Source organism: Thioclava sp. F1Mire-8, assembly GCF_002213165.1.
GTDB lineage: Bacteria > Pseudomonadota > Alphaproteobacteria > Rhodobacterales > Rhodobacteraceae > Thioclava > Thioclava nitratireducens.
Genome location: NZ_NBNY01000002.1, coordinates 524,825 through 541,619, shown reverse-complemented (window position 1 = coordinate 541,619; position 16,795 = coordinate 524,825). Strand labels below are relative to the sequence as shown.

15 protein-coding genes and 1 tRNA gene are annotated in these 16,795 nt (G+C 64.0%); 3 read left to right on the top strand and 13 right to left on the bottom strand.

The features are described 5' to 3' along the window. Positions 1-55: 55 nt before the first annotated feature. The 4 genes from B6V75_RS11080 to B6V75_RS11065 form a co-directional block, all read right to left on the bottom strand. Positions 56-1,582: an aldehyde dehydrogenase family protein gene (locus B6V75_RS11080; protein WP_088719714.1), complete on the bottom strand. Its 1,527-nt coding sequence runs from the start codon at positions 1,580-1,582 to the stop codon at positions 56-58. 2 nt (positions 1,583-1,584) lie between these two features. Then, a complete protein-coding gene (locus tag B6V75_RS11075) occupies positions 1,585-2,352 on the bottom strand; it encodes an enoyl-CoA hydratase/isomerase family protein (RefSeq protein WP_088719713.1) in 768 nt (255 codons plus the stop codon). After that, complete coding sequence (locus B6V75_RS11070; RefSeq protein WP_088719712.1) at positions 2,349-3,920, bottom strand: CoA-transferase; 1,572 nt, start codon at positions 3,918-3,920, stop codon at positions 2,349-2,351. The genes B6V75_RS11075 and B6V75_RS11070 overlap by 4 nt, the downstream gene beginning before the upstream one ends. A gap of 185 nt (positions 3,921-4,105) precedes the next feature. Then, positions 4,106-4,579, bottom strand: a complete 474-nt coding sequence (locus tag B6V75_RS11065) for a hypothetical protein (RefSeq protein ID WP_206198487.1) — start codon at positions 4,577-4,579, stop codon at positions 4,106-4,108. A gap of 59 nt (positions 4,580-4,638) precedes the next feature. On the opposite strand from B6V75_RS11065, the gene B6V75_RS11060 reads away from it, so the two are divergent. Then, entirely contained in the window at positions 4,639-5,223 is a 585-nt protein-coding gene (locus tag B6V75_RS11060) for an SH3 domain-containing protein (protein WP_088719711.1), read from the top strand. Between the two features lie 290 nt (positions 5,224-5,513). Here the strand turns inward: B6V75_RS11060 and B6V75_RS11055 are convergent, their stop codons facing one another. From B6V75_RS11055 to B6V75_RS11040, 4 genes are all read right to left on the bottom strand, one after another. Further along, positions 5,514-6,554 carry an HlyD family secretion protein gene (locus tag B6V75_RS11055; protein ID WP_088719710.1) on the bottom strand — a complete coding sequence of 347 codons (1,041 nt, stop codon included), beginning with the start codon at positions 6,552-6,554 and terminating at the stop codon, positions 5,514-5,516. A 4-nt stretch (positions 6,555-6,558) separates the two neighbouring features. After that, the gene (locus tag B6V75_RS11050) at positions 6,559-8,364 is read right to left on the bottom strand and encodes an MFS transporter (protein WP_088719709.1); all 1,806 of its coding nucleotides are present in this window, start codon (positions 8,362-8,364) and stop codon (positions 6,559-6,561) included. Next, complete coding sequence (locus tag B6V75_RS11045) at positions 8,361-8,840, bottom strand: MarR family transcriptional regulator (RefSeq protein WP_077701293.1); 480 nt, start codon at positions 8,838-8,840, stop codon at positions 8,361-8,363. Before B6V75_RS11045 ends, B6V75_RS11050 begins: the two co-directional genes overlap by 4 nt. Before the next feature lie 148 nt (positions 8,841-8,988). Continuing rightward, entirely contained in the window at positions 8,989-10,053 is a 1,065-nt protein-coding gene (locus B6V75_RS11040; protein ID WP_206198486.1) for a putative sulfate exporter family transporter, read from the bottom strand. A 115-nt stretch (positions 10,054-10,168) separates the two neighbouring features. Between B6V75_RS11040 and B6V75_RS11035 the strand changes: the two genes are divergently transcribed. Next, positions 10,169-11,065 (top strand): LysR substrate-binding domain-containing protein, encoded by an 897-nt coding sequence (locus B6V75_RS11035; protein ID WP_088719708.1) that lies wholly within the window; start codon positions 10,169-10,171, stop codon positions 11,063-11,065. Here B6V75_RS11035 and B6V75_RS11030 read toward each other — a convergent pair. The 4 genes from B6V75_RS11030 to B6V75_RS11015 form a co-directional block, all read right to left on the bottom strand. Continuing rightward, the gene (locus B6V75_RS11030; protein WP_075774227.1) at positions 11,049-11,438 is read right to left on the bottom strand and encodes a response regulator; all 390 of its coding nucleotides are present in this window, start codon (positions 11,436-11,438) and stop codon (positions 11,049-11,051) included. The two genes, B6V75_RS11035 and B6V75_RS11030, sit on opposite strands and share 17 nt — an antisense overlap. Further along, a complete protein-coding gene (locus tag B6V75_RS11025; protein WP_088719707.1) occupies positions 11,413-14,829 on the bottom strand; it encodes a CheR family methyltransferase in 3,417 nt (1,138 codons plus the stop codon). The genes B6V75_RS11030 and B6V75_RS11025 overlap by 26 nt, the downstream gene beginning before the upstream one ends. 166 nt (positions 14,830-14,995) lie before the next feature. Then, positions 14,996-15,559, bottom strand: a complete 564-nt coding sequence (locus tag B6V75_RS11020) for a PAS domain-containing protein (RefSeq protein ID WP_088719706.1) — start codon at positions 15,557-15,559, stop codon at positions 14,996-14,998. A 98-nt stretch (positions 15,560-15,657) separates the two neighbouring features. Then, positions 15,658-15,734 (bottom strand) — tRNA-His (locus B6V75_RS11015). 130 nt (positions 15,735-15,864) lie between these two features. Here B6V75_RS11015 and B6V75_RS11010 point away from each other — a divergent pair. Next, positions 15,865-16,080 carry a DUF6324 family protein gene (locus B6V75_RS11010; RefSeq protein WP_088719705.1) on the top strand — a complete coding sequence of 72 codons (216 nt, stop codon included), beginning with the start codon at positions 15,865-15,867 and terminating at the stop codon, positions 16,078-16,080. Between the two features lie 9 nt (positions 16,081-16,089). Here B6V75_RS11010 and B6V75_RS11005 read toward each other — a convergent pair whose 3' ends face one another. After that, positions 16,090-16,548: an MmcB family DNA repair protein gene (locus B6V75_RS11005; protein ID WP_075774342.1), complete on the bottom strand. Its 459-nt coding sequence runs from the start codon at positions 16,546-16,548 to the stop codon at positions 16,090-16,092. Positions 16,549-16,795: the final 247 nt, after the last annotated feature.

Below are 16,795 nucleotides of genomic sequence, written 5' to 3'. Positions count from 1 at the left end.
GATTTTCCTCCCTGTTGCGTTGTCGTTACACATCCCTCCCGCGCGACCCTTCAGGTCATTCGGGTCTCACCCAAGGCTCCCGCGTGCGACCGATGCGCATCACGAGCGTCTTGATCTCGAAGAACTCCTCCAGGCCATAGCGTCCGATCTCTCTCCCCTGACCGGATTGCTTGACTCCGCCGAAGCTCAATTCCGGAAAGCCGTCCATCCAAGTATTCGTCCAGACGGTCCCCGCCTGCGCCCGAGTCGAGAACTCGAGACAGGTGTGGACGTTCTCGCTCCAAACGCCCGCAGACAGACCGTAGCTTGCGTCGTTCGTTAGCGCTACAGCTTCGTCCATCGTGCGGAAGGTCAGCACCGAGAGAACCGGCCCGAACACCTCTTCTCGGGCGATCGCCATCTCCGGCGAAACGCCGCGCACGACTGTCGGCTGATAGAATTGCCCCTCGAGCCCCGGCACGGTCATCGGCCCGCCCCCCAGCGCGATCTCGGCCCCCTCGGTGACCGCGGCGCGGACGTAGTCGTCGATCTTGCCTTGATGCTGGACGGAGATGATCGCCCCGACCTGCGTGCGCGGGTCAAGCGGATCGCCGAAGGCCACGCGCTTCGACAGCTCCACGACGCGCTCGACCACCTCATCCACGATATCTTCATGGACGATGATCCGGCTGCTCGAATTGCAGCATTGCCCGGTATTGAAATAGACGCCGAAGGTGATCGCGTCGGCTGCGCTCTCGATATCGGCATCGGGGAACACGACCTGCGGATTCTTCCCGCCCAGCTCCAGTGCGACCTTTTTCAACGTGCTCGACGCGGCCGCCGAGATCGCCTTGCCGACCGCGGTCGAGCCGGTGAATGTTACCATGTCAACCGCCTCATGCGTCGTCATCAAGCTGCCCACGGACGCCCCGTAGCCCAGAACGATATTCACGACGCCCGGCGGCATCCCTGCCTCGACCAACAGCTCCCCGAGCATCACCGTGGTCGACGGCGTCAGCTCGGACGGTTTGATTACCGTGGTGCAGCCGGCGGCGAGCGCGAAGGGCAGCTTTTGGCTCAGGATCCAGAACGGGAAGTTCCACGGCGTGATCATCGACACGACACCGATTGGGTCTTTGACGACGACACCGAGGATGTCGGGCCCCAGCGTATTGTGGCTATCGCCATGCATCGTGCGCGCCAACGACGCCGCGTAGCGCCACAGATCGGCCGCGCCCGACACTTCGGCGCGCGATTGCGAGATCGGCTTGCCACTCTCGAGCGTCTCCAGCAGCGCCATCCGCTCGACATTGCCCTCGATCAGATCGGCGACGCGCAGCAGCACGGTCGCGCGCTCCTTGCCCGAGATCCGGCTCCAGACGCCGCTGTCGAACGCCTCGCTCGCCGCGACGATCGCGGCTTCCGCATCGGCTTCGGCGCCCAGCGCCGCGCGGCTGACGAGGCAACCATGCGCCGGGGACATCCGATCGTAAGTCTCGCCAGAGGCACTGTCGCGCCACTCGCCTGCGATCAGGTGACGACAGATGAAGGGCTCTGCGGGGAGCGCCGCATCGACGGCAGAGATCAGGTTCAGCTCGGTCATGTTCAAAGTCCCGAAAAATTAGGTTTGCGTTTCTCGCGGAAAGCCGTGACCCCTTCGGCGCGATCTTCGCTGGCCGAAATGGCGGCACTTCCGAGCGCCTCAGCCATGGCACCACGATCTTCGCCCGCCGCGACATGGATCATCGATTTCGTGATTTCGACGGCGCGGGGCGACAGCCCGAGCGCACGGTCGATCAGGGTCTGCGCTGCCGCGCGCGGATCGTCGGAGACCGCGGCCACGAAGCCGACCGCCAGCGCCCGGTCGGCCTTCACGCGGTGACCGAAAAGCGCCATCTCCTTCACCATTGGTTCGGGCAGCAGACGCATCAGCCGCTGCGTGCCCGACCAGCCGGGAACGATCCCGACGCCAGCTTCCGGGAGGGCAAGGCTGGCGCCGGGTGCCATGACCCGAAGGTCGCAGGCTGCGGCAAGTTCGAGACCGCCCCCGAAGGCGTGTCCGTTCAGCACCGCAATCGTCGGCTTCGAGAGGCGCGCGAGCCGGTCGAAAATCCGGTGTCCGTCGCGGACCCAATGCCGCGCGAACTCGGCCGGGCTCAGATCGCCCCATCCGTTGATATCCGCCCCGGTGCAGAAGGCCCGGTCGCCCTCGGCGCTCACCAGCACGCAGCGAATCTCGACGTCTCTTTCGATCCGATCGAGATGCGCCTCGAGCGCGCTCAGCATCTCGACCGTGAGGGCGTTCATCTTCGCCGGGTTGTCGAGACGCAGCTCTGCCACCGCGCCGTCGATGATCAGGTGAATGTCACTCATGGCGTCCACCCCATCGGGGCGTCGGCGAGAAGCTTCGTGGACATGGTGACGGCATTCTCCGCCACGCGCACACGCCCCTCGGAAGCGCCAACGATATCGCGCTCAGGATCGATCCCCGGCATGATTTCGGTGGCGATGAGCCCCTTGGCATCGAGCCGCATCACGCAGCGCTCGGTGATATAGAGCACCTCCTGCCCCTGCTCTCGCGCACGCTCCCCGGAGAAGGTCACATGTTCGACTCGGTCGACCATCTTGGTGAACTTGCCGGGTGCGCGGACGCGAATGCCAGCCTCGTCCATCTCCATCTGCGCGCCTGCCTCGAACCAGCCCGAGAAGACGATCTTGCGCGCATGGGCGGTGATATCGACGAAGCCGCCGCAGCCTGCGGTGAGGTAAGGTTTCTTGCCGAGCTTGGAGACATTCACATTCCCCTGCACATCGACCTCGAGGAAGGACAGGAAGGACATGTCGAACCCGGCGCCCTGGAAATAGATGAATTGCTGCGGCGAGGGCACGTAGCCATCGGCGTTCGACGCACAGCCGAAGGCAAATCCGGTCAAGGGCATCCCGCCCACTGCGCCTTGTTCGATCGCCCAGGTGACCGCATCATGGTGGCCCTCTTCGAGCAGGATGCGCGGCACCATCGCCGAAATCCCGAAACCGAGATTGGCGGTCATGCCGCCGCGAAGCTCCATTGCCGCGCGCCGTGCGATGACCTTCTCGATGCCATGTTCGGCCAATTCGAAGCTCGACCACGGACGCATCACTTGCCCCGAGATCGCCGGATCGTAGGGCGTCTCGCAGGTTTGTTTCTGATCCTCGTCCACGACCACGCAGTCCACAAGATGCCCCGGCACCCGGACATCGTGGGGGCGCAGGGAGCCCGCAGCCGTGACGCGCTCCACCTGCGCGATCACAAGCCCGCCATTGTTGCGGACGGCAATCGCCTGCTCGAGCCCGCCGAGATAGGCCCCCTCGTGCTCATAGGTCAGATTGCCGCGCTCATCCGCGGTGGTGGCGCGCAGGATGCAGACGTCGGGGTAGATGTTCGGAAAGTGCAGCCATGTATCGCCGTCGAATTCCACACGGCGCACGATAGGCGCACCTGCTGCACGATCGTTCATCGCACAGCCCTCGCGTTCGGGGTCGACGAAGGTCTTCAAGCCGACCTTGGTCATCACGCCCGGACGGCGCGCCGCCGCCTCGCGATGCATATCGAACAGGATGCCGGAGGGCACGTTATAGGCTGCCACCCGATCCTCAACGACCATCTTCCAGATTTCCGGCATCGGCAGGTTCGAGGAGCCCGACGGGTAGGATCCTGCCAGAACGGTATCGAGCAGACCATCCTTCGCGATGTGGTCGATGCCCTTCACCCCGTACATGTCCCCCGCGGCGATCGGGTGGATCGTGGTGATGTTTTTCGGATGCTGCTCCCGATCGAAGCGCTCGCCGATCGCCTTGAGCACGGAGTCGGGACACCCCAACGCCGAAGACGAGGAAACCGTGATGACAGCACCATCCGCAATCTTCCCTACCGCTTCCGACGCACTGACAATCGTGCCCATAGTCCGCTTCTCCCTGTTCAACCGCACGTTCGCCAAAACAATTTTAGGAACGTTCCAAAATTAATAGGAACGTTCCAATTTTTTGTCAAACGTCTTTTTCGAGTGCGGGACCCAAGGAGTGCCAAAAGGGATGGCTACAGCTAGGAAACGAAGGAGTTTCGGTGCCCTCCGTCACTCCGAAGCGTTCAGGCCACGAGGCCGAGCGCCTCGTCACTTGCGGCGCCGGAATACTTGTCGCGCGGCGGCCACGGCCGGTCCTGCCAAGGCGGGGTGAAGATGAAGCTCGAGACCGACCACCCGTCGAGGAGCGCCCCATTCCCTGCTCCGTGCGCGTAGTCGTAATAGAGTTTGACGATCTCTTCGCGGCTCACCTGCTCCGTCGCCTCGTGGGCCATGCAGGCTTCCCGCCACACGCGGCCCCGGTCATACCCGACACCCTCGGGCAACTGAAAACCTTCGTAATAGTCGAGGAACCAGAACCTCTTGAACATCGGAGTGGATACGGTCTCGACAAGCCCGAACTCATCGAACAGGTACGGCCCTTCGGGGCTGTGCTCGAGCAGGAACCCGTCGATGTCGCGATAGAGGGACAGGAGCTTCTCGGCCCAATCGTCGCGACGGTCGCGATCCTGGTTAAGCACGAACCGGTACCCTGTCATCGTGAACGCCCCCTCTCGCGCGCCCGGCAAGGGGCTTGGGGACGAGGCGATCATCACGGGTGGGTTCACCCGATCCGATCAACGACGTCGCGACCCTGAACATGCGCTCGGCCCCGTCGACCAGGGCAAGCATCGTCACCCGCCTCGCGGATGGGCAGAATCTGCGCAATCTCGGGGGTCGCATGGCAGAGGGGCGCCGTTGGTGCCAAGTTGCGACGCTCGCCGATCCTGGCTTCGAGGGCTGGGCTGCGGGAGAGTATTTGATCGAAGGCACCGGGACACCGACTCGAGCGGAGGCCGCCCCGAGTCCGAAACCGAAGATAGTGACAGGCTCAGGTCAGGAACGCGTGCGTTTCGCCTCAGGCAGTTCGGATGCGCGACTTCACGGGGGTCTCCAGCCCGGGAAATCGCGCCGTTACCTGCTCAACGCGCGGGACGGGCAGTATCTGAACCTTCGGGTGATGGTGCAGGAAGCCCCCCTCACCTACCGAATCTACAACCCCGACAAGAGCCCTCTCTTGGGCGACATGACGAAGAGCAAGGATTACCGCGGTCAGCTTTTCCAGTCGGGCGATCATGTGATCGAGGTGATCAACAGCACCAATGCGCCCTCGAGCTATGAGCGTCTCGTCGCGGTCAAGTAAGCCCGCGACGCAGCCCGCATGACACAGGCCACCGTCAAGCGCTTCCCACACAGGAAATACCGCGGTTAAGCGGCCCACGTCAGTCATCGGGGGGGAGGAGGAGGCGGTGACCTCAGGGAGGAGGAGAGAGGCCACCGCCAATTTCCGAGGCTCTGGGAGGAGGAGAGAGCCTCAGGAACTGGTGCAGCGAATTGCCCGCTGCGTTGGGATTGTTTTCGCACAGATGCTGCGGCGCAGAAATAGCTTATTCGACATAGCCGCGCTGCATCTTCCGCATAGCTGTCGCAAGGTCAGTATCCGTGCTGCGGCGCGCTGACCTCGGCCGACAGTCCCGGGGCCAGTCTCGCAGTCTGCGGCTGATCCGGGTCAATCGAGATGCGCACCGGCACGCGCTGCGCGATCTTGGTGAAGTTGCCGGTCGCATTGGAGCCCGACAGCAGGCTGAACTGCCCTGCCGTGGCAGGCGAGAACCGTTCGATATGGCCTCTGAACTCGGTCTTCCCCAGAGCGTCGACGGTGAAAGTCACCGGCTCACCGATGCGCAGCCCTGCCAGCTGGGTCTCCTTGTAATTCGCGATCAGCCAGAGGTCGGAGGGCACGAGCGAAACCAGCGTGCTCCCGGCGCTGACAAACTTGCCGACCCGAGCCGAAACCTGACCCAGTCGCCCATCCTGGGGCGCACGGATCACCGCATGATCGAGCGCCACCTGCGCCGCATCCAGCGACGCCTGCGCGGCATCGGTCTTCGCGGCGAGCGAGCGTTTGTTCAATTCCGCCGTCTGAACCGCTTGTTGGGCCACATCGATGGCGCTTTGCGCCTCTTGCACGCCCGCCTTCGCCTGATCGAGCGTAAGCTGCGCCTGATCGGCATCCGATTGCGAGACATAGCTTTTCTTCGTCAGCTTCGAGGCCCGATCGCGCGCGGTCTGCGCCGTGGCTTGGGCCGCTTTCGCCGAGGCGAGCGCGGCCTGTTTCGCCTCCAGCGTCGCCTTGGCCGAGTTCACCGCCTGCGCCCCGTTGGATTGCGCGGCCTTCGCCGTCTCAAGCGCGGCCTGCGCCTGTTCCACCGCCGCTTTCAACGCGCGATCGTCCAGCCGCACCAGCACATCGCCCTTCTTGACCTCCTCGAAGTCGCTGACAGGCACCGCCGTGACTTCGGCCGCGACCTGCGCGGAGATCGGCGTGACCTTGCCCTGCAGATAGGCATTGTCGGTCCATGCGACGTCGGAACGGAAAGGCGGAAGGCGCCATGCATAGAGCACGGTCGCGACACCGGCGAGCGCGATCAAAAGGATCAGGGCAGAAGCAATATAGCGGCGGGTCTGAGACATCGGATCAACTCGTGGAAACAGGGGTGGAGGGCGTAAGGCGCGGGAGCGGCCAGCTTCGGTGCAATGCGACATGGACGATCAGCCCGGCGAGCGCCGCCAGCGCGAACCAGAAGACCGCGCGGAACGCATCGTCATAAGCGAGGATCGCGGCCTGCTGCTGCACCGCGGAGGCGACGGAGGACAGCGCGCCCCCGGCCCGTGCGCCCGCATCCGCGGTCTGGCCACCAAGCGAAGCAGCACTCTGCGCGAGGGTCTGGCTCAACATCGGATTGTCGGGCGAAATCTGCGGCGAAAGCTGCGCCATGTGATAGGCGGTGCGGTCGACCACCAGCGAGCGGAACAGGCCGGAGCCGATGACCCCGCCGATGGATTGCGTGGCCAGGAACAGCACGACGAAGCTCAGCAGGTAATGCGGCCCCTTCGCGAAGGCCGCCCCCAGCCCTTTCGCCATCGCGGGCGGCAGAAACAGGATGCCCGCGAAACCGATCATCGCCTGGCTGAGATACATCTGCTCGGGCCCGGTGAGCGCGGTCGATTGCGAATCGAGCCACGCTCCAGCCGCGATCAGAACCAGTGCGATGCCGTGAAACAGCGGCGCACGCGCCCCGCTATTGGTCAGCATCAGCACGCCGGTCGCGGCGAGCATCGACAGCGCGATGATCCCAAACAGCAACTGCTCCTGCCCGGGCTGAAGCCCCATGGTGCGCAGGAAGCCGACCGCGCCCGCGCTCTGCTCGGCGAGCGCGATGCGGAACACTAGAAGCGTTCCCGCCAGATGCAGGATTGGCGGGCTCAGCAGCCAGTGGAAATCAATCAGCGGATTGGGGCGCTGCATCTCGATCAGCACCGCGCCCGCGACCATCCCGATGGCCGCCACGAGCGCCACGCCCAACCATTCGGTCTGCGTCCAGTAATCTAGCGCCCCGAACATGAAGACGCTGGTGAACGCCCCGAACCCGAACGCGAGCAGGCTGAAGGAGACGAAATCGAGCGGTTTGAGCACCTTTTGCAGAGGGCGCGGCGTCAGCGGCAGCGCGAAAATCAGCGCCAGCGCCACCAGCGCCATGCCCATCTGGAAAAGGCTCACCGCGTGCCAACTGGCATTCGCGGTGAGGTCCGGCAGCAGCACCCGCGCCAGAGGCCTGCCCACCATGATCATCGTCAGAACGGCGGGGATAGCCACCTTCAGACGCTGTGCAGCGGGTATGGCCTCCAGCATGTAGAGAAAGCCGAGGCTCGACAGCGGCGCGGCGGCGCAGCCACTCAGGAACGCCACGATCACTGCGGAATGCAGGTCGTCGACCCAGAGATTCAGCACCATCGCCAGCACGAAGCAAACGATCCCCACCTCGGCGAAGCGCCGCAGACCGAACTGGTCGCGGATACGGATCAGCATCAGCGGCATAGAGGCGCGCGGCGCCATGAAGGCCGCCATCACCCAATAGGTGTTGTTCGTGGTGGCGTGAAGATCGCCCGCCAGCTGCGGCAAGTTGGCCGAGACGAAACCGGTCGCGAGCGATTGCGACAGCGCCACGAAAACGGCTGCGCTGGCATAGACGACCCGCTTTGCACCGGAATGGTCGGGCTCTGGCGGAGCGGCGGGCTGCGGTGCGACGTCCGGCTCTGCGATCTCTGCCGCTGTGGCTTCGTCTTGCTTGACTTCACGCTCTGCGGCGGCCTCGGTTGCGGGTCGCGTCTCCGCCTCTTCAGACCGCGCGCGCTCGCGCAGCGTCCGCTCGTCCGGCGATACCGGTTCGGCGGCCGTCGGACGCGCATCCGGGCCGTTGAGATTGCGAATCTGGGAATTCATTGGCCGCGCATCCTTTCGAGGTTGGCCTGCATCCGCTCCATCGTCTTGCGGGCGCGGGCGACCTCGTCCGCGTCGAGTCCTTCGTAGAGCTGCGCGCGCAGCGCCTCGACGAAAGTCTCGATCTCGGAGGCGTTCGCACGGGCGTGATCGGTCAGGAAAATCTGGCGGACGCGTTTGTCCTTGGGATCGGCGCGCCGCTCCACGAAGCCGAGCTTCTCCAGCCCGTCGAGCGTGCGGTTCAGCGTCGGCGTCTCGATCACCAGCGTTTCCGCCAGTTGCCGCTGGCTCATCCCCTCGTCGCGCGAGATCGCAAGGATGGCCTGCGCCCGCGCGAAGGTCAGCCCCATGTCCCGCGCCTGTGCGTCGAACATCGCGCGCACCGAACGCGCCGTCAGCATCATCGTGCGCGTCAACTCGGCACGGTCGCGGCGGGCGGCTTCGCTGGGCACGGATAGTTCTGCGGCACGGTCGGACATGGGGGCCTCGGGAATAAAGTTAGCCTGCTAACGTTTTGTCCCATCCCACATATCTTCTGTGTCGCGAGGATCAACATGGGTCCCCTGCACAGGGGGCCGTGCGAAATTGCGAAACGGAGCGATCTGGCCGTGCATCCAGCGCGGGAGCTCAGGCGGCGAGCAAGCTCACAAGGCCGAGACCAGCCGCCACGAGCATCACCAGCGACAGCGTCACCGTCGCGATCACGCGCGGCCCGGCGGCTGCCACCGCCCGAGCATCGACGCCAAGCCCCAGCGCTGCCATCGCGATCACCGTCAGGATCGACGCCCCCTGCCCCATCGGCGCCAGCGCGACTTCCGGCAGCGCCCCGGCAGAGCGCAGCACGATCATCCCGAGAAACCCGAGGATGAAAAGCGGCGGCATGAGTCCACGCCGCACACGCCCTTCCGGCGCGGCAGTGCGTCCATCCGCCGGCAAGTGCGGCGCGAGAAACGACAGTACCACGGTGATCGGCCCCAGCATCAGGACCCGCACCAGCTTCACCAGCGTGCCGAGCTGGATCGCCCCGGCCCCCATCGGCGCCGCTGCAGCCAGAACTTGCGGCACCGCATAGACGGTGATCCCCGACAGGATCCCGTAACCGTTGACGCTCATTCCCGCCACATGGCCGACGACCGGCAGCAACAGAACCACCGCCACGCCGAGCACGGCGGTGAACGCGATCGCGGCACTGACATCGTCGCTGTCTGCGTCGATCACCGGGGCGACGGCGGCGATGGCGGAATTGCCGCAGATACCGTTGCCGCAGGCGATCAGCAATGCCATCCGGGCCGGCAGGCGCAAGGCCCGCCCCAGCAGATATGCGGTGGGCACCATGAGCGCGACCACGGCGACAATCCCGGCCAGCAAGCCCGGACCGACCGACAACAGGGTCTGTGCGCTCACCGAGGCGCCGAGCAGCACGATCGCGATCTCCAGCACCGTCTTGGCCGAGAAGCGGATACCGGCCTCGAAACGTGCAGGCGGAGCCCAGAGGGAGCGCACCACCGCCCCAATCAGGATCGCCAGCACCAACGGGTCCAGCCATTCCGCCCCGAACAGCGCGTGCTCTGCCATACCGCCCAACGCCGCGAGCGCTGCGACGCCGATGCTCAACCCGACCCCAGGAGCGTAAGCGCGAAGCGCGAGCTGCGGACGGGCGAAACGGCAGGGCAGGATCGAATGAAGCGGCAAGACGGTCTCCTCGGGGTCAGCACGTACCCTGTATTTGCCCGCCACAATTCATTCTTCAAACAAAATGTTTTTGTCGATATGATCGGTTAGGTCGATTAATTGAAGGGACGCAGGAATGACGCCTGAACAGCTCCGCGTATTTGTCGCGGTCGCGGAAGAGCAGCATATGACCCGCGCCGCGGCGCGGCTGAACATGACGCAATCCACCGCCTCCGCCGCCATCGCGGCCCTGGAGTCGCGTCATCAGATCGCCCTGTTCGACCGGATTGGGCGGGGAATTTCTCTGACCGAGGAAGGTCGCGCCTTTCTGCCCGAGGCGCGCGCGGTGCTGGCACGGCTCGCCGAGGCGGAGGCGATGCTCGCCGAGACCCGCGGGCTCGAACGAGGGCATATCCGTCTAGTCGCCAGTCAGACCATCGCGGGCTATTGGCTGCCGCCATATCTTGCCGCCTTCCGGCAGGCGCGCCCGGGGATCGAGGTGACGCTGGAAATCGGCAATACACAGGAAGCCGCAGACCGGCTGCGCGCGGGCCTGCACGATCTCGCGCTGGTCGAAGGCGATGTCGAGGATGCGAAGCTGGAGCGCGTTCAGATCGGCGCGGATCAGCTGATATTGGTCAGTGCGGCCCCGCCGCCCGGCAAACTGGATGCGCGCGCGTTGAGCGAAGCGAACTGGGTTCTGCGCGAACCCGGCTCGGGCACGCGTTCCACCGCCGAAGCCGCCCTCGCCGACCTGGGCGTCGCGCCCGGTGCGCTCTCGGCCGCGCTGGTTTTGCCATCGAACGAGGCGGTGCTGAGCGCGGTCGAGGCGGGGGCCGGGATCACCATTCTCTCGGCCCATGTCGTCGCGCGGGCGCTGAGCCTCGGCACGGTCAGAGATTGGGAGCTGCAACTCGCCCCGCGGCCCTTCTACGCGCTACGCCACCGCGACCACCATGTCAGCCACGCCGCGGGCGATCTTCTGGCGCGGATCGATCAGTCGCAGTTGGACGAATTCAATCAGATGGAATGAACCATTTCGCGAGCTTCGCTTCGATCTCGGACGGCATAGCGGGCTTCGGGCAGACCGCGGCACCGGGGTAGCGCTCGCGCAGCTGAGAGGCCTCCGCATGTCCGGAATGGAACAGGAGCGGCACCCCCGCTTCGTGGAGCCGGTCGGCCAGTTCGTAGACCTCGCCATCGGCCAGCATCACGTCGAGGATCGCGGCACCGGGCAGACGCTCGCGGACCAAGTCCAGACCCGCGCGAACCGTGGCGCAGGGTCCCCAGACCTCCATCCCGAGATCTTCCAGCATGAATTGAAGATCAAGCGCGACGACGGCTTCATCTTCGACAAGGAGCACCTCGCTCGGTGCTTTCTCAGTCAGCGTCGCCGTCGATTTCATGTGCGAAGATAATCCTGTTGCAACGGCTTTCCGGCGTCTGACGCGTGTCGACCCGCGCCGAAATCTGGCTGGCGGAAATATCGACCAACGTCGAGCCGAAGCCCTGTTTGTTCGTGTCGAGCTGCAACGCCTCACGGTAGCGCTCGTTCCACGAAAGTATCACAGTGTCGTCGTTTTCCTTCGACCAAGTGATCTCGAGATCGCCCTCGCGTGGCCCCAATACCCCGTATTTCGCGGCATTGGTGCTCCATTCGTGGAAAATCAACGCAAGTGCGGTCAGGTGATGCGTCGGAACATCGACCTCCGGCCCATCGATCAGGAACTTCGAGGGATCGTCATAGGGCGCGAGGGTCGTCTCGATAACCTCGCGGAGCGGAATAGCCGCGCCGCTCGTCCGGGTGCGCGCCAGATCGTGCGAGCGCGCGAGCGCGTTGATCCGCTGACCGACGTCATCGACCAGCTCTCGCGGGCTCGAGGCGGTACGTCCCGCGATGCGCAGCATGCCCGAAACGATGGAGAACAGGTTCTTCACCCGGTGGTTCATCTCGCGCAGCATCAATTCGCGCATCTGTGCGGCCTCTTCATCGGCGGTGATATCGACGCTGAGGCCCAACAGACGGCTTTCCTTGCCTTCGCCCATCATCCGGCCAGTGGCGCGCAGGTGGCGCTTCGTCCCGGAGGGAAGGTCGAGCTCGTGGTCGACCTCCATATCGACGCCCTTCTCGCGCGCTTCGCGCACCGCATGTTCTACGGCGTCCCGGTCATGCTCGGCCACGCGTTCGAAGAACCGCTCGAGCGGATAGGTGCCCGCAGCCTCGAGTTCGAAGAATGCGGCGACAGCCTCGTCGACCTCCACCTCGCCGCTAGGCTCGATGATCGACCAGATGCCGATCTGTGCGATTTCCAGCGCGAGTTGGAGCCGTTCGCCCTTCTGCGTGAGTTCGGTCTCGAGACGCAGCGCCTCGGTGATGTCGGTGAAGACGAGCGTCGCGCCTTCAACATTGCCGCGCGCATTCAGATAAGGCGTGGCGGCAAGCGACCAGACCTTGTCGAGCTCGGTGGATTTGACCCGACAGGGCCGCGGCAGCTCGCCCTCGAGCACCGCATCGATCAACTCGATCATGACTTCCGGCGTGTCGAGCATGTTCTTGATGTCGCCGAGCGGTCGGCCACGATCGCTGCCGCGCAGGCGGATCATCTCGCTCGCACCGTCGGTGAAGTTGCGCAGGCGTAGCTTGCGATCAACCGTCACCAGCGCATGAAGCTTGGAATCGAAGATATTGCGCAGGTCGGCATTCGCGGTCGAAAGCTCCTCGACCTTGGTCTTCAGCTCGTCATTGACCGTCGCGAGCTCTTCGTTGGTCGATTGCAACTCCTCGTTCATCGACATCATTTCCTCGTTGGAGGATTTGAGCTCTTCGTTAGCGGTTTCCAACTCTTCGACGGTGGTGCGGAGGCGGTTGCGGGTGGCGCGCAGCTCCGCTTCCAAGACCTGCACATGGCTCTCGGAGGGCGCGATCTCGTCGAAATCGTATTCGTCGAGCGCCTCGAACGGGCCACGGTCGCGGAACACGATCAGCAGCGTGTCGTCCGAGAGCGGATCGGCGAGCACGTCGACGCGCTGCCGCCCGGTTTCCGAGATCACCTCGACGTCGCGGACGATCTTGCGCGTCCCGAGTTCAGCCGACTCGTGGATGACGGCGGAAAGCGCCTCGCGCAGCCCCGCCCGTGCGAGCGATTGCGCATAGCCCTGCCCGGTCTCGGACGGATCGATCTCGAGATACTTGCCCAGGCGCCCGGTGGCGGCGAGGATCGCTCCATCGCGATCGACATTCAGCGTCGCGGGCGCATAAAGATCGAGGATACGATTGCTGGCCAAGGTCGTGTTCCAGTCTCTGGGTCTTCTATCAGTCGTTTTTGGTCGAAGCGGAGCAAGCCGCGTATGAGGGTCGGAGCGCATAGGCAGTTCGGTCGGGTAAGGTGAGCGTGGTCCAATGCTCCGGAAGATGCGCATCGCCCCGTCGATCGGCTCGAACAGCTCCTCGTGCCGCCCGATCGTCTCGGATGGGCCGAGGAAGAGAACGCCGCCCGGGTTGAGCGCGTAATGGAAGATCGGCAGCGCCCGCGCCTGCAGCTTGTCACCGAAATAGATCAGCAAGTTGCGGCAGGAGACCATGTCGAGACGCGAAAATGGCGGATCCTTGATCAGCGAATGTGGCGAGAAGCGCACCCGGTCGCGCAGCGCGACGGTGATCTGGAAATTGCCATCGCGTCCGACCGTATAGGTGTCGCGATACATTTCCGGCAGATCGAGCAGAACCGAGACCGGATAACGTCCCTCGCGTGCGATCGCGAGCATCCGTTCGTCGATATCGGTAGCGAAGATCTGGAAATCGATTTCCTTGCCGCTCGCATGGATCGCGCGATCGATGAGCATCGCCAGCGTGTAGGCCTCTTCGCCGCTCGAACAGCCGGGCACCCAGATGCGCAGCGCGCCGCCATCCTCGGCCTTCTCGACCATCGGCTTGATGGCTGCCTCGTTGAGCGCCTCGAAATGCTCGCTGTCGCGGAAGAAGCGGGTGACGTTGATCAAAAGATCGCCGAGCAGCGCCAGGGGCTCGTCTTCCTCTCGTTCGAGCCGTTCGAGATATTCGCGCGGATGAAGAATGCCCACGACCTGCATCCGGCGCTGGATCCTGCGCTCGAGCGTCGAGCGTTTATACTGCGAGAAATCATGCCCCGTCAGGCGATTCAGCGCAGAGCAGATCTCGTCCAGCGTGCCTGAAACCGGCGGCGCGGTATTGACCTGCTCGGGATCGACATTGCGGAATTCGGTGATCCGCGCGATCACGTCGGCAGGCGCGCTGACCACGTCGACCATCCCGGTCGCGACAGCCGAATTGGGCATCGAGTCGTAGCGCGCCGTGGCATCCTGCGCGATGCAGAACCCGCCGTGTTCCTTGACCGCGCGCAACCCGACCGAGCCATCCGTGCCTGTCCCCGACAGGATCACGCAGACTGCCCGACGCCCGAGATCCTGCCCCAGCGACACGAAGAAATCGTCGATCGGTCGGCGCAGACCGCGCGGCTGGGCGAATTCCGAAAGCTTCAGATGGCCGTTCTCTACCTCCAGCCCATAGCCCGGTGGGATCGTGTAGACGTGCCCAGCCTCCAGCTTGGCGCCATCTTCGGCCTGTAGCACTTCCAGCGAGGTCGACCGGCCGAGCAACTCGGCCAGCAGGGATTCGTGGTTCGGATCGAGGTGTTGGACGACGACATAGGCGCTCGGGTCGTCCGCACGCGCAGGCTCCAGCAGATCGCGAAGCGCTTCAAGCCCACCGGCGGAGGCGCCGATGCCGACAACATATAGATCCTCGGGGGTGTCGGTCACCTTATGGCCCGCCGATCCGCGCAGCGCGCGATCAAAAGGACGCGGCCCACGCGCCCTTCTCTATAGTTATCTTTGCAGTTCATCCGCAGATCGGTGTCACTGGTCTCAGAACCCTGCAATAACATTTGACATAGTGTCGAACACATAACCGTGGCCGCAGCCATTCTCAGCCCTCACGGTAGATGATCGTAGCCATGGTTGAAAGACTCTCCGAAAGGACCTTGGCGGAGCCGATCATCGCCAGGCCAAACCCGCGCGAGATCGCGGCGAGATCGTCGGCATTGCGCAGCAGGCTCGAGTCATTCGCCGCAAGATCAGCCTTCACGTTCTGACGTTCGGCGGCGGAGGTCAGGTCGAACTGCGACCCAAGAATCAACCGCGTTTCGCCATCGGGTTTGCGCAACCGCGTCATGAAGACGAAATTCTGGAAAGTCTCGCCATTCGCGCGGCTGTTGGTGACGCGAAAGCGACCCGCGGAAATCTCCTCGTCGTCGATGAACTCCCGCATCGCGGCGCGTTCTTCTTCAGTCGCGGCGCCTGCCTGCAGGAAGCGGCAGTTCTGCCCCAAAACCTCATCAGCGGAATACCCGGTCAGATTGAGAAACGCCTGATTCACGTAGACAAGCGGCACGTCCTCACGATCGACGGCGGCGATGGTCAGCGCGACATTCGACTTGTCGCAATAGCTGACGAGCGTGTCCGGTAATTCGTATTCAGTATAGACGGGCATTCAGCCTCCGCATTGTTCGAGGAGACAAGATTGATCACTGCGCGGAAAAGTCCAGCGCATGAGGCGAAATATCATCTATAACGGTTTTCAGGGGAGGATGGTACCGCCTCCCCGGCTTGAACGGGGGACCTCTGGATCCACAATCCAGCGCTCTAACCAACTGAGCTAAGGCGGCACTGGCGCGGGATTTAGCCCCCTCTCGCGCGGAATGCAAGTGTCCGATGACGAGAAATTCGCACCAAGTCTTGCCTGCGCACGTCGCGGGGGTTAGGTGCATTTTCCATCCAACCTCTCAGGAGTTTTCGATGAGCATCGACAAGGAAAGCGACATCTCCGCGAATCTGCAAATCGGCCCGACCTCGCTCGGGATGGTGCGGATCTATGTCGAGGGCGAAGGCATAGAGCTGCCGCTCGATTTCGATCCCGACGAGGCGATGGAAATCGCCGAAGAACTGCAAGCCGCTGCCGAAGCCGCGCGCGAGATGAGCAAGGGCGGCAAGGGCAAAGGCAAGAAGCGCTGAGCCCGGGCGTCAGACTCCGGGCGGATTCGCGCCCGGATCGTACAGCCTCTGCAACCGCCGCGCCGCCGCGCGCGCGAAATCGAGCGTCAGCGCCTTGCGCCGCGCTGGCGCGAGCTTGGAGAGTGGCGCCTCGCGGATCATCTCGGCACCGTAGCCATCCGCGATGAACAGTCCCGTTCCCTCGGGCAGCAGATCGGTCGGGAAATCCTGGTCCACTGCCCAGAAGTAGCGGTCGCACCATTCGAGATAGCCGTCCCATTTCCGGTCCGAAGTGAAATCGGCGCGACTAGACTTGCACTCCACGATCCAGATCTCTCCTTTCCGGTCGATTGCCATCAGATCGGCGCGCAGCCGCGGGCGCAGCACCATCTCCGGCACGCTGTCGAGGCCAAGCTCGGACAGCGCACGGGCCGTCCCACGCGCAAGCACCTGCCCCGGCTGCAGATCGGAAAGCGGAATTTGTGTCATGCGGAAACTATGAACGAAGTATGAACAAATGTCCAGCCGCCGCTGCGGCGCGCCCTGACCCTGCAGGCAATTCCGCCCGTGCGAGGCAGTCGTCCCCATGCGTCGTTCACCTCGTTGAATTCACCCCCTTGTCGGAACGCGTTTTCGCCCCTATCTCGGGGTCTGACGGTTACTGCTCTTTCCGTGAAAGACCCTTTTCCAGTGGCCTATACCATTCCTGAGGGAGCTGGCTCTGCCGGGGTCCTGG

Excerpts from the sequence above, each read along its gene's own strand:
- B6V75_RS11045 (WP_077701293.1), bottom strand. The coding sequence starts at position 8,840 with ATGTCCGACCGTGCCGCAGAACTATCCGTGCCCAGCGAAGCCGCCCGC.
- B6V75_RS11035 (WP_088719708.1), top strand. The coding sequence starts at position 10,169 with ATGACGCCTGAACAGCTCCGCGTATTTGTCGCGGTCGCGGAAGAGCAG.
- B6V75_RS11075 (WP_088719713.1), bottom strand. The coding sequence starts at position 2,352 with ATGAGTGACATTCACCTGATCATCGACGGCGCGGTGGCAGAGCTGCGT.
- B6V75_RS11010 (WP_088719705.1), top strand. The coding sequence starts at position 15,865 with ATGAGCATCGACAAGGAAAGCGACATCTCCGCGAATCTGCAAATCGGC.
- B6V75_RS11070 (WP_088719712.1), bottom strand. The coding sequence starts at position 3,920 with ATGGGCACGATTGTCAGTGCGTCGGAAGCGGTAGGGAAGATTGCGGAT.
- B6V75_RS11065 (WP_206198487.1), bottom strand. The coding sequence starts at position 4,579 with ATGACAGGGTACCGGTTCGTGCTTAACCAGGATCGCGACCGTCGCGAC.
- B6V75_RS11030 (WP_075774227.1), bottom strand. The coding sequence starts at position 11,438 with ATGAAATCGACGGCGACGCTGACTGAGAAAGCACCGAGCGAGGTGCTC.
- B6V75_RS11080 (WP_088719714.1), bottom strand. The coding sequence starts at position 1,582 with ATGACCGAGCTGAACCTGATCTCTGCCGTCGATGCGGCGCTCCCCGCA.
- B6V75_RS11005 (WP_075774342.1), bottom strand. The coding sequence starts at position 16,548 with ATGACACAAATTCCGCTTTCCGATCTGCAGCCGGGGCAGGTGCTTGCG.
- B6V75_RS11050 (WP_088719709.1), bottom strand. The coding sequence starts at position 8,364 with ATGAATTCCCAGATTCGCAATCTCAACGGCCCGGATGCGCGTCCGACG.
- B6V75_RS11055 (WP_088719710.1), bottom strand. The coding sequence starts at position 6,554 with ATGTCTCAGACCCGCCGCTATATTGCTTCTGCCCTGATCCTTTTGATC.
- B6V75_RS11020 (WP_088719706.1), bottom strand. The coding sequence starts at position 15,559 with ATGCCCGTCTATACTGAATACGAATTACCGGACACGCTCGTCAGCTAT.